Annotated in this window: 12 protein-coding genes; 2 read left to right on the top strand and 10 right to left on the bottom strand. The window is 44.8% G+C overall.

Annotated features, from left to right (window positions below; translation table 11 throughout):
- Positions 1 to 3: 3 nt before the first annotated feature.
- The 4 genes from rplC to tgt all read right to left on the bottom strand — a co-directional run bounded on the left by rplC (position 4) and on the right by tgt (position 3,310).
- Positions 4 to 630 carry a 50S ribosomal protein L3 gene (gene rplC / locus HMPREF9960_RS01225; RefSeq protein WP_005591303.1) on the bottom strand — a complete coding sequence of 209 codons (627 nt, stop codon included), beginning with the start codon at positions 628 to 630 and terminating at the stop codon, positions 4 to 6.
- A gap of 80 nt (positions 631 to 710) precedes the next feature.
- Positions 711 to 1,019, bottom strand: a complete 309-nt coding sequence (gene rpsJ / locus HMPREF9960_RS01220; RefSeq protein ID WP_005591304.1) for a 30S ribosomal protein S10 — start codon at positions 1,017 to 1,019, stop codon at positions 711 to 713.
- A gap of 261 nt (positions 1,020 to 1,280) precedes the next feature.
- Positions 1,281 to 1,694: a GyrI-like domain-containing protein gene (locus HMPREF9960_RS01215; protein WP_005591305.1), complete on the bottom strand. Its 414-nt coding sequence runs from the start codon at positions 1,692 to 1,694 to the stop codon at positions 1,281 to 1,283.
- 473 nt (positions 1,695 to 2,167) lie between these two features.
- Positions 2,168 to 3,310, bottom strand: a complete 1,143-nt coding sequence (gene tgt, locus HMPREF9960_RS01210) for a tRNA guanosine(34) transglycosylase Tgt (RefSeq protein WP_005591306.1) — start codon at positions 3,308 to 3,310, stop codon at positions 2,168 to 2,170.
- Positions 3,311 to 3,457: 147 nt separating this feature from the next.
- Here tgt and HMPREF9960_RS01205 point away from each other — a divergent pair, with 147 nt between their 5' ends.
- Positions 3,458 to 4,291, top strand: coding sequence for a DUF975 family protein (locus HMPREF9960_RS01205; protein WP_005592000.1), 834 nt, complete (start codon positions 3,458 to 3,460; stop codon positions 4,289 to 4,291).
- A 194-nt stretch (positions 4,292 to 4,485) separates the two neighbouring features.
- Here HMPREF9960_RS01205 and HMPREF9960_RS01200 read toward each other — a convergent pair whose 3' ends face one another.
- From HMPREF9960_RS01200 to polA, 6 genes are all read right to left on the bottom strand, one after another.
- The gene (locus tag HMPREF9960_RS01200) at positions 4,486 to 5,952 is read right to left on the bottom strand and encodes an alpha-L-fucosidase (protein ID WP_005591308.1); all 1,467 of its coding nucleotides are present in this window, start codon (positions 5,950 to 5,952) and stop codon (positions 4,486 to 4,488) included.
- A gap of 227 nt (positions 5,953 to 6,179) precedes the next feature.
- Entirely contained in the window at positions 6,180 to 6,845 is a 666-nt protein-coding gene (locus tag HMPREF9960_RS01195) for a DUF6287 domain-containing protein (RefSeq protein ID WP_005591990.1), read from the bottom strand.
- A gap of 26 nt (positions 6,846 to 6,871) precedes the next feature.
- A complete protein-coding gene (locus tag HMPREF9960_RS01190; RefSeq protein ID WP_005591311.1) occupies positions 6,872 to 7,516 on the bottom strand; it encodes a DUF6287 domain-containing protein in 645 nt (214 codons plus the stop codon).
- A 259-nt stretch (positions 7,517 to 7,775) separates the two neighbouring features.
- Positions 7,776 to 8,273 carry a kinase gene (locus tag HMPREF9960_RS01185; protein WP_005591312.1) on the bottom strand — a complete coding sequence of 166 codons (498 nt, stop codon included), beginning with the start codon at positions 8,271 to 8,273 and terminating at the stop codon, positions 7,776 to 7,778.
- Between the two features lies 1 nt (position 8,274).
- The gene (locus HMPREF9960_RS01180) at positions 8,275 to 8,712 is read right to left on the bottom strand and encodes a CoA-binding protein (protein WP_005591313.1); all 438 of its coding nucleotides are present in this window, start codon (positions 8,710 to 8,712) and stop codon (positions 8,275 to 8,277) included.
- Positions 8,713 to 8,934: 222 nt separating this feature from the next.
- The gene (gene polA, locus HMPREF9960_RS01175) at positions 8,935 to 11,577 is read right to left on the bottom strand and encodes a DNA polymerase I (protein WP_005591314.1); all 2,643 of its coding nucleotides are present in this window, start codon (positions 11,575 to 11,577) and stop codon (positions 8,935 to 8,937) included.
- A 98-nt stretch (positions 11,578 to 11,675) separates the two neighbouring features.
- Between polA and HMPREF9960_RS01170 the strand changes: the two genes are divergently transcribed.
- Entirely contained in the window at positions 11,676 to 12,218 is a 543-nt protein-coding gene (locus HMPREF9960_RS01170; protein WP_005591315.1) for a histidine phosphatase family protein, read from the top strand.
- Positions 12,219 to 12,259: the final 41 nt, after the last annotated feature.

The raw sequence follows: 12,259 nt of genomic DNA, 5'->3' as shown, positions 1-12,259 counted from the left end.
TTATTATTTACCAGCTTTAACTGCTGATTTGATAGTGACAAGAGATTTCTTAGCACCAGGTACGTTTCCTTTAATCAAGATAACGTTTTTCTCTGGAACAACTTGTACGATTTCAAGGTTTTGAATCGTTACACGGTTGCCACCCATACGGCCAGCCAAGTGTTTGTTTTTGAAAACACGGTTTGGCGCAACTGGTCCCATTGAACCAGGACGACGGTGGTAACGTGAACCGTGAGCCATTGGACCACGAGATTGGCCGTGGCGTTTGATTACACCTTGGAAACCTTTACCTTTTGAAGTTCCTGTTACATCAACAACATCACCAGCTTCGAATGTGTCAACTGTGATTTCCGCACCAACTTCCAAGCCTTCAATGTTTTTGAATTCACGAATGAAGCGCTTAGGAGCCGTGTTAGCTTTCGCTACATGTCCTTTAGCAGGTTTGTTGCTCAATACGTCACGAAGGTCGTCAAAACCAACTTGAACTGCGTTGTAACCATCTGTTTCAACTGTTTTAACTTGAAGAACAACGTTTGGAGCTGCTTCAACAACAGTTACAGGGATTAATTCGCCAGCTTCAGTGAAGATTTGAGTCATTCCCACTTTTTTCCCTAAGATTCCTTTTGTCATGAGAAAATGTTTCCTTTTCTATTTTTTGTCTAAAAAGTTTTTAACGAGCGTTTTTTATGCTCAAGATATCAAGCTTTAGATTAAAGTTTGATTTCTACGTTCACACCACTTGGAAGGTCCAACTTCATCAAAGCGTCAACTGTTTTTTGAGTTGGGTTGATGATGTCGATCAAGCGTTTGTGAGTACGCATTTCAAATTGTTCGCGAGAGTCTTTATATTTGTGAGTCGCACGAATGATTGTGTAGAGGCTACGTTCAGTTGGAAGTGGGATTGGACCCGCAACTTCAGCACCTGTACGTGCAGCAGTTTCTACGATTTTTGCAGCCGCTGTGTCAAGTGTACGATGTTCGTAAGCTTTCAAACGGATGCGGATTTTTTTGTTTGCCATCTTTTTCTCCTTTTTTCGTCTATTTAAGATAATAGGCTAGCTCCACAAGAAAACCGACAGGCGATTGCGTGGCAATGCAACCGAGCGTGTCGCAACCTCTTGCATCAAAGCTACACGCTGTTTTTCACAGCACCATAGTATCTTAACACAAAGAACCAAGCATTGCAAGGGATTTGAATAATTTTTTAAATCTTTTTTACTAGCCTAAGTTCTTGGAGTAAGTTCTGATCCTCTTATGTAACTAGAACTCAGTTTGACAACTTACCCATTGTTGGGGGTAGCGATAAAGATAGATACTGTCTGATCTGGATCATATTTTTCAAAATCAATACTATACTGACGTTGCAGTTCTCTTGCTTCTTCTGCCCGCCAAATTTGCTGCCAGGTATGAAGGCAACCTTTTGAATCACTTGTATCCACCTCAAATACTTGGTAAGTTTGCTCTGAAGTGTCAAAGTCCCAGTCTTCTTTATCAGACAGACTACAGAGCGACAAGCTGTAATCACCCTTGTAGTCGCTGGCATAATCATGATAAACTGCATAAATCGGAAGCCCTTGGGCAAATGCCTCCTCTACTTCTTTCTGGTGTTCCTGCCATAGATGGTTAATTTTTTCCATCATGTTTGGATCTTGAAAATTATTGGTAGAGATACTACTGATTATTTTTAAAAACATATTTTGCTCCTTTTACTTTCACTTCTAAGGTGACTGACTAACAATCGACCTCAGCTCTAAACCTTCTAACTACCAAGCTACTACTTCACTCAACAAAATGAATTAGCTCTCTTTGCGTATAGGATATATCACGCCGTTCACTATCAACTCCTCTTTCCTAGAGAGAATGGCACCCATAGTAAACAAAACGTTAAATTTACCAGTCTCAATCAGAGACGAAAAACATGTAGGCTTCGACCAAGACCAGCCTTCCAATTCTTATTGATATAGTTTGGAAAGTTTTTAACGAGCGTTTTTTATGCTCAAGTCTAAGATACAAAGGGATTCAAACTCAAAGCAAAAATAGGAAACCGACGCGCGTTTCGTGGCAATGCAATCGATTATGTCGCAACCTCTTGCATCACAGCTAACGCTGTGATTTACAGCACCACGGTAGAATAGCACAAAGCCCCTGCGATTTCAAATGAGGACTCTTAGAAATTTCTCTTGGAGCGGTTGTAGCCGTAACGCTCAACAAAGTCTTCTCGGAATTCCAACAGATTATCATCCATAATGGCTTGACGAACCTTCTTCATGAGATTTACCAAGAAGTAGAGGTTGTGGTAACTGGTCAAGCGGAGACCAAAGGTTTCATCCGCCTTGAGCAGGTGGCGGATATAAGCCCGCGTATAATTGGTACAAGTGTAGCAATCACAGTCGTGATCCAGCGGCGTAAAATCTTCCTCAAACTGGGCATTTTTGACAACCAGACGTCCCTCGCTGGTCATACAGGTACCATTTCGGGCAATCCGAGTCGGCAGGACGCAGTCAAACATATCGACCCCGCGGATAACACCGTCAATCAAGCTATCTGGCGCCCCAACTCCCATAAGATAGCGGGGCTTATTTTCAGGCAGTAGAGGCGTTGTGAAGTCCAGCACCGCATTCATTTCCTCATGTGACTCACCAACAGCCAGTCCTCCGATAGAGTAACCTGGGAAATCCATGCTGACCAAGTCTTGAGCAGACTGGCGGCGTAAATCTTCAAAGCCAGCTCCCTGAACAATCCCAAAGAGACCTTGGTCGTGTGGACGAGTGTGGGCCTTGAGTCCACGCTCTGCCCAACGGCTAGTCCGCTCGATAGACTTCTTGACATAGTCATAAGGCTGGTAGAACTGCGGGCACTCATCAAAGGACATCATGATGTCGCTGCCCAGATTGTTCTGAATAGAGATGGCCTTCTCTGGCGACAGGAACATTTTGGAACCATTGAGGTGGTTTTTGAAGGTTACTCCTTCTTCTGTGATGTTGCGGCTGTCCGCTAGAGAATAAACCTGAAAACCACCACTATCGGTCAGAATAGGCTGGTCCCAGTTCATGAACTTGTGCAGGCCACCTGCACGGGCAATCAGCTCATCACCTGGCCGCAACCAGAGGTGGTAAGTATTGGCCAAGATGATACCAGAACCCATTTGCTTGAGCTCTTCTGGTGACTGGGTCTTGACCGTAGCCTGAGTGCCGACCGGCATAAACATAGGCGTTGGGAAGGTGCCATGCGGGGTGATGATTTCTCCTAGACGAGCACCTGTGTGCTTTTCTTTTTTGATCAAACGATACTGAATCGGTGAATCTGACATGTTTCCTCCTGCTGGGAAAGACAGTCCCAGCTATTTTCTTCTATAAAATAAGCGACAAGCGCTCATAAGATACCGTATGATTTTACCAAAAAAAGTCTTGTCTGTCACGATATGTGGTATAATAAAAATCATGAAATGGAGGTCTGTATGAATTTAAGCGAAATCCGTGCACAAGCACGAACCATTCGAAATCAAACCAACGGCATTTTCTCGCTCTTTGCCATTCCGACTCTGGTAACCATCTTATCTACCTATCTGTCTCCCAACCGTCATCTAGAGGAGATTGTTCCCCAGTTGGAGATCAATCAGGCCTTTGTTGTAATTTTTGGTCGTCAAATTTTTCCACAAATCGTAGAATTTATCATCGCCTTGCTCTTTTTATCTGCTAGCTTCAGCATGATGGAAGTCGTCCGGAAAAAACGCGATACGGTTGGCTTTACAGATATTGGCCGAATCTTTTCTGCCGAGCTTTTCTCACCGATTTTTATCACACAACTGACTAAAAGTATTCTCCTCTTGTTGTGGAATTCTATCAGCCTTGTCGGTTCATTTTTCCTTGTTTTCAGCAGTTACAAGGTGCTGGCTATTTATGGGAAAATATCCGATTGGTCTCAATTAACAGCTGCTAGTCCTGAGGTGGAGCAAATCGTTAGCTATGCGCCCATGATGTTTCTCGGCACTCTTATCGTCGTGGCTGGTACGGCAGTCTTCCTGATGGCCAACTACGCCTACTCTCAGACCGACTTCATACTTTATGATCAGCTGAGTACTGGCACCTACCAAGGTCCTTGGCAAATCATCGCGCAAAGTAGACGCATGATGAAGGGTTATAAGTGGAAGCGTTTCTTGCTGGATCTTGGCTTTATCGGCTGGTATATCCTGATCGGTATCACACTGGGAATCGCTGGAGTTGTGGCCTATCCTTACATCACAACAGCCCGAGTACTCTTTTATGAAAATTTAAAATCACTAAGTAAGTAAAATGAGAGTGGGACAGAAATCGGTAATTCCTTAGAATTCGATTTCGTCGTCCCACCTCCGCACAGTTGAGTAGGGCTGTAAAAGCTGATGAAATCAGCGTAGTAGAGCCCACTCAACCACTGCGTCTTGCTCGACAATCCAAAGACAATTGAGAGGCTAGGACTTTTGTCCCAGCCTCATTTTTTCGTCTAGATTTAACGCAGTTGGACCTTCAACACCAAGGGTAATTCGCCTGCTACACTCGGCATGAAAAGACGCAAACCTTGGGGCATTTGTTCCCATTCGAGCGGTTCCTCATAGCCTAGTAAGGATACCTCTTCTATGATACCATGAAAGCGAGACGCGGGATTTTCTCTTTCGTCAGCCAAGGCCTGAATCGTCAGCCACTGATTTGCTGCAGGCTCCATCAGAAAGGCGTACACTGCTCCGCCCTTAGCCGTGAAACGGAAATCCTGGTTTGTATACGGGATGTTTTTCCCATCCGAAAATGGCCCACTATCTACTTGTGTCGGACCTTCTCCAAATTGCCTCCACGCGCGTGAATCATAGATCGCTTGACCGTTCACTTGGAGCCAAGCCCCGATTTCTCTCAAGATTTCTTGATCTTTTTCTGGAATCGTCCCGTCTCCTTTTGGCCCAATATTCAGCAGCAAATTCCCATTTTTGGATACGACATCAATCAAGGTCTGGATGATTTCTTTAGCTGACTTATAGTCAAGGTTCTCTGTGTAGCCCCAAGAATTTCGCGCGATAGCCGTATCCGTCTGCCAAGTGAAAGGCTGGATCTCTGCAAAACCGCCGCGTTCCACTTCCACAATCCCCGCACCAAAAGCCAGCGCATCATGCTTGTAGCAGATGCTAGTCGGCTTCCCAGAAGCTGCTCCTAAATTATAGTAATAGGCCGCAAAAAGCTTTATATACTCTTTAAAAGCTGCATGCTGAATCCACCAGTCAAAATACAAAATCTCAGGCTGGTAATCTCGAACCAGCTCACAGGTACGCAGAAGCCAATCATTTAGAAACTCCTGACTCGGATAAGGCTGACCAAACAAATCATGATGGTCTGGCTCTGGCATAGCCGGCCAGTAGAGTTCCTCGCGACTGACTTCGCTGGCAATGTCACTGGCAAACTCCTTCCCATGTGAAAAGAAAAAGTGATGCTCCGCCCGATGGGAGGAAGTACAAAAATGCACTTGCTCCCTTTGAGCTGCCTGGCTCAATTCCCCCAAGATGTCACGCTTTGGGCCCATTTCCACACTATTAAAAGGAGAGAGCTGGCTAGCATAAAGCTGGAAGCCGTCGTGATGCTCTGCCACTGGAAAAATATATTGGGCTCCCGCTTCTTTAAAGAGGCGCAGCCATTTGTCCGCATGAAAATTTTCGGCAGTAAAGAGTGGGATAAAATCCTTGTAGCCGAAATCTTTGTGAGGCCCATAAGTTTTGATATGGTGGTCAAACTCTGCCGTACCTTGGATGTACATATTTCGAGAGTACCACTCGCTCCCAAAGGCAGGAAGGCTGTAAAGTCCCCAGTGGATAAAAATCCCAAACTTAGCCCCTTTGAACCAGTGGGGAACTTGATAGGTCGCAAGAGAGTCCCAGTCTGGATAGAAAGGGCCTTGGTTGGCAACTCTTTGAATTTCTTCTAAAGATATTTTCATCGTTACTACCTCATCATTCGATTAAAACGCTTTCTTTTATTGTACCAATTTTTTGAGAAGAAAGAGGCATTTTACAAAAAAATAATCCAAAACAGCCCTATGAACAAACTTTTTTCGATAAAGCAAAGAAAAAGGAACAGCAATAATTCTGTTCCTTGTTTTTATATTGTCAGCATGATGAGTACCTTGGAAAGTCACTCGCACCATGATTCTCATCATTCAATACATCAATTCGCTACGCGATAGTAGGGATGTTGAGATGCGTAAGTGAAATCTTGCCCCACTAAAATGCGTTCTTTCGGATTTTCACTTCCAGTATCATAAAGACGAGCTCCTTTAGGAATGGCTGTGAAGGAGGCCACTTCATTCCCTGATTTATGAGTTAAAAACGCTCCGAACTTATCTTCATATACTTGACTATTTGTCAAAGTGTAGTCGCTTGACTCTTTTCCTCTGTAAGTATGGGACACCAAACCATTTGCATCAAAGACTAATTGATTACCCAAATCATCCTGCCAAGTACCTGCAATGCTAGAGAAATCACCATTTGCTAGAGCATTGACATCCATACCGGAAATTGTTGGAGCCACTGGGGCAGCTGGAGTTGGTGACGTGTTCGAATCTACTGAAGTCTTGTTGTCCACAGGTTTCTCAACTTGACTGGAAATACTCTGGTCGCTAGATGTCTGAGGAGTTGAAGAGGATGTCACGGAGTTAGAAGCAGAACTTTGCTTAGCTGATGGTTTAGTCGAAGACTTGCTAGAACTGCTAATCTTAGAACTCTGAGAAGTAGAACTGCTAGCCTCCGTGGAAGGTTTAGAGCTGCAGGCTGCGAGCAGGAAAGCAGAGCACAAGGCGGTGGCTGTCAATAGAATAAATTTACTACGTTTCATAATGGAATCTCCTTGTCGGTTTATCATCAATTCGCTACGCGATAGTAGGGATGTTGTGCGGAAGAGATTGCATCACTTCCAAGCATGATTTGTTCTTTAGGCGCTGGAGCACCATTAAGTGGTAATGCTACGCCTACTGGAACAGCGAATAAAGGATCACTACTGCCTGCTCCATTATAACCAAAATCAGCTCTAAACTTATCTCCTTCTACATGACCATTGTAAATAGCGTTATGGTTCAATGTTTCACCATTATTACGTTGCAATGTTACTAATCCATTTGCATCAAAAACTAATTGGTTGCCCAAATCGTCTTGCCAAGTACCTGCAATGCTAGAGAAATCACCGTTTGCTAGAGCATTGACATCTATACCGGAAGTTGTTGGAGTGTTTGAATCTGCTGAAGTCTTGTTTTCCACGGGTTTTTCAGCTTGACTGGAAACACTCTGGTCGCTAGAAAGCTTAGTAGTAGAAGATGCTTTTGCTTCGTTGGAAGCAGAACTTTGCTTAGCTGATGATTTGGTGGAGGACTCGCCTAAGCTACTAGTCTTAGATGTCTGAGAAGTGGAACTGCTGTTCACCTTCGTGGAAGGCTTAGAGCTACAGGCGGCGAGCAGGAAAGCAGAGTACAAGGCAGTGGCTGTCAATAAAATAAGTTTGCTACGTTTCATAATGGAATCTCCTTGTCAGTTTATCATTAATTTGCTAAACGATAGTAAGGATGTTGGCTTGCATAGGGGACATCTTACCCCACTAAAATATATTCTTTAAAACTTTTTGTAACAAAAGAAATATTTTGTAATCTAATTGTAATCCTATGAAATAATTTTGTCAACATTTTGTGTGATATTTTTCTCAAAATTTATTTGAAATTTATAGAAATGCCTTTTTGATGCAAAAGCACAGGAGTTCCTCCTCCTGTGCTTCGTTTCAAATTTTCTCTAAATCCTGAACGATCCGCTCAAAGGCTGCCTCCAAGGAATCTTCGTCTCTAAAGAACGATTCCTCTTCCCAGCCTAAGAAATCTCGATCCTTCCACCAGCGCTTCATATCGGCTGGGGTAAATTCTTCTTGCTTCGCTCTAGTCTGATGGCGGCGGACAGTTTCTTCAAAAGTCAAATCATAGTAATAGGCTAGGGTCTGAGGACCAAACAAAGTCCGCAACCGCTCCAGCATGTGGCCATAAATATCTGTCTCGTAGAAACCTTCTACCAAGACCAGTAAATCATGTTCGTAACCAAAATGAGCTAAGCTTTCCGTCAAATCAATGGATAGGTTGCCCGGCTCTACTTTTTCCTTAAGCATGTCCCGTCTAACTGTATCCTGCGCAATCAAAAGAGTCCCTTGACCATAGTGTGCCTGCAGTTTCTTAGCCAGACTCGATTTGCCAGAGCCGGAATTGCCACGAATGATAACTAACTTGGCCATCTTATTCGCTTAGAATCAAGCGGGTATGCTCGCGTTTGATGCAGCGATCCATAACGATATCTTCATAACCCGCTTCCCGCAAAATCTGCTCAGCTTCTTCATTTTCCAAGCCCAACTGAGCCCAGAAAATCTTGGCATCTGCTTCCAGAAAATCACGCGCTACATCTGGCAAAAACTCACTGCGACGGTAAACATCGACAATATCCACCGGAAAAGGAATATCTTTGAGACTGGCATAAACAGTTTCACCAAAAATCTGACTGCCCGCTGCCCGCGGATTGACTGGGATAATGCGATAGCCTCGCGCTTGCATTTCCTTGGACACACGGTTACTGGTCGTTTCCTCACGGTCTGATAGACCGACAACAGCAATCACCTTGCTGTTTTCCAGATAGCGCTTGACAACGCCGTCACTGGGATTTTGAAAATGGTAAGTCATAATGCTCCTCCTGTTTTATAAATAATTTTTAATTTTTTTAACAATGATATATTAGCTGAACATGAGCTAAAACTTCGGAAAATAGATAAATTCTCCAAAATCTTGCAAGCCTAACTGAATACGAGCTAAAACCTTGGAAATAGATATTCCGTTCTGGGAGCATGACTCCTTCGGCCAGATTCCTGATTTTCAGTCGTTTTTTGACGCTCTTTCTATCTTGTCTTACTTCGCCTCGTACCAAGTTTGGCCAGCGTTTTCATCAGCTACTAGTGGAACGGCCAGCTCAATCGCAGCTTCCATGGTTTCTTTGACTAGCTGGCGGACGGCTGTTAGTTCGTCATTTGGCACTTCCAGCACGATTTCATCGTGCACCTGCAAGAGCATGCGAGACTTGAAATTCTTCTCTGTCAGAGCTCGGTCTAGATTAATCATAGCGACTTTGAGAATATCTGCGGCGGAGCCTTGGATCGGGCTGTTAATGGCTGTGCGCTCCGCAAAATTTCGGATGTTAAAGTTGCGGGAATTGATATCTGGCAAAGAACGACGGCGATGGTAAATGGTCTCTACGTAACCCTTATCACGCGCTTCTCGGACAATGGTTTCCATATAATTCTTGATACCAGGGAAACGCTCAAAATAGGTCTGAATATAATCTTTGGCAGCCTTGCGGGAAATACCCAAATTATTAGCCAGTCCAAAGTCGGAAATACCATAAACTACTCCGAAGTTGACAGCCTTGGCATTACGGCGGTCATTTGGTGTCACATCCTCTGCCTTTTCAATACCAAAGACCCGCATGGCTGTAGCCGTGTGAATGTCTTCTCCATGCTGAAAGGCAGCAATCAGATGCTCGTCCTGAGAAATGTGAGCCAGCACCCGTAGCTCAATCTGTGAATAATCCGAGCTGAGAAGCACACTGTCTGCCCATTCCGGCACAAAGGCCTTGCGAATGAGGCGCCCCTGCTCCAAACGAACGGGGATATTCTGCAGGTTTGGGTCAACCGAGGACAGGCGGCCAGTCTGAGTCAAATCCTGAACATAGCGAGTGTGAATCTTGCCGTCAGACGCTATCGCCTCCTGCAGTCCGATGATATAAGTGGACTGGAGCTTGCTGATTTGACGGTATTCCAGAATCTTAGACACAATCGGTGCAATCGGTGCTAAACGCTCCAGCACGTCAACCGCTGTCGAGTAGCCTGTCTTGGTCTTTTTGGTGTACTCCAGCGGCAACCCCATATCCTCAAAGAGAATGGTTCCCAGCTGTTTCGGTGAGTTAATATTAAACTCCTGACCAGCCAGGTCATAAATCTCCTGAGTCAGACTTTCCAGCGTCTTTTCATTTTCTGCCTGCATGCCCTGCAGGGTTTCCCGCTCAACCTTGATCCCCGCAATCTCCATCTTGGCTAGGACAAAGGCCAGCGGTTGCTCCATTTCAAGCAACAAATCCAGCTGATCGTGGGCGCGAAGCTGTTCTTGCATTGGCTCTTCTGTTTCCAGCAACACTTGGATTTTACGAGCTAGATGCTCAAAGAGCTGCTCTTGCTCCGGCAGAGCACGCTTGGCCCCCTTGCCATAAACCTCATCATCAGTCAACAGAATTGTTTGGCCGTAAAGGCGAGCAATGGTCGCCAGCTCATTATCCTCGACCGTCGAAAGTAGATACTTGGCTAAGCGCGCATCAAAGGATGCTGCTGGCAGTTCAATGCCGTAATGACTGAGCAGTACCTTGGTCCGCTTGAGGTCGTAGGTTTTCAGAGCTGTTTTTGTCAAAAACTTCTGAAAGAGAGGTTGCTGTAGTAAATCGCTAGTGCCGACGTAAATCTGACGGCTATCGCCCCAGGCAAGACCGACAATCTCTTCCTTGTGGTAGTTGTCACCCAAGATTTCAAAATAGAAGAACTGCTCGGGTGCCAGCATATCCACTGTCACCTCAGTCACTTTGGTAAATTCAATTGGTTTGACTTCTACCGGCTCCTGAGCCGCTCCTAGCTGAGCCTTGAGCTGCTTGAAGCCCATCTCGTCATAGAACTTACTCAGAGCCTCTATCTGCGGACCCTTGTAAACCAAATCATCCAGCCCGATTTCAATCGGCGCCTGAGTATTAATGGTAGCTAGGGTCTTTGATAAGAAGGCCTTGTCCTTGTCATTGATCAGATTTTCCTTCATCTTGGAAGCCTTGAGCTGGTCAATATTTTCATAGAGATTTTCCAAAGAGCCGTACTCCAAGAGGAGCTTGAGGCCCGTCTTCTCACCGATCTTTGTCACGCCGGGGATATTGTCCGACTGATCGCCCATCAGTGCCTTGAGGTCAATGAACTGCTCTGGCGTGATGCCCATCTTTTCCATGAGGTAGGCTGGGGTAAATTCCTCAAACTCAGCCACGCCTTTCTTGGAGATCTCCACCACGGTATTCTCATCCGTCAGCTGAATCAAGTCTTTATCACCACTGACAATGGTCACATCGTAAGGCACAGCTGTCTTTTCAGCCATCTTGTCCAAGGTTCCGATGATGTCATCCGCCTCGTACTGAGCCAAGTCATAGAAGTGAATGCCTAGGTGCTGCAGCATTTCTCGGATAAAAGGCAACTGCTCACGAAATTCATCTGGTGTCTTGGCCCGACCAGCCTTATAGTCAGCGTACATCTCGGTCCGGAAGGTCGTCTTTCCAGCATCAAAAGCCACCAGGACATGGGTCGGCTGCACGCGCTCCAAGAGATGATTGAGCATGAGGTGGAAGCCATAAATGGCATTGGTATGCAGGCCCGATGGACTTTTGAAACGGTCAATTTGATTATAAAGCGCAAAAAAAGCGCGAAAAGCAACGGACGAACCGTCAATTAATAATAACTTATTCTTTTTTTCCATAGGTTTATTATAACACGAAAGGCGGACAAAGACAGAAAAGGCGGCGTGGAAAATAGGTAGAAAATGAATGGAGATTTAAATTTTGCTATAATTATCCTATGAAAAACACTTACTATTTTATCCGTCATGCACATTCTAACTATACACCTGATGAAATCAACCGACCATTATCAGACAAAGGGCGAGAATCCTTGGCACAGATTGAATTTTTAGCAGACAAATCCATTACCGCCATTTATTCTAGTCCCTACTGCAGAGCCATTCAAACGGTCGAGCCTTTAGCACAAAGTCTGAAACTCGCTATTCAAACCGACAAACGACTAATAGAGCGAAAGCTAAGCAGTCAAGCGATTGCCGACCAAGATTTTGAAGAAGCCCTCATGAAACTTTGGTCACGGCCAACATTTTCACTTGTTGATGGTGAATCCAATCAGCAAGCTCAACAGCGTGCTTTAGCTCTTCTTCATGAGCTAGAAAGCAAACATCAAAACGAAGAAATTATCATCAGTTCCCACGGCAATCTGATTTGCATCTTGCTGAGCGCATTTGACTCCAGCATTGATTATGACTTCTGGCGTAGCCTAAGCATGCCAGATGTACTGGTTTTAGGCAAAGATGAAAAAATCACTCGCCTCCTCTAAAAGAAACTTGCCTTGCCTCGTATCGCCTAGCAAGAGCCAGC

Source organism: Streptococcus cristatus ATCC 51100 (assembly GCF_000222765.1).
GTDB classification, from domain to species: Bacteria; Bacillota; Bacilli; order Lactobacillales; family Streptococcaceae; genus Streptococcus; species Streptococcus cristatus.
Note: the sequence above shows the minus strand (reverse complement) of the source record. Positions and strands in the feature narration are given on the sequence as shown.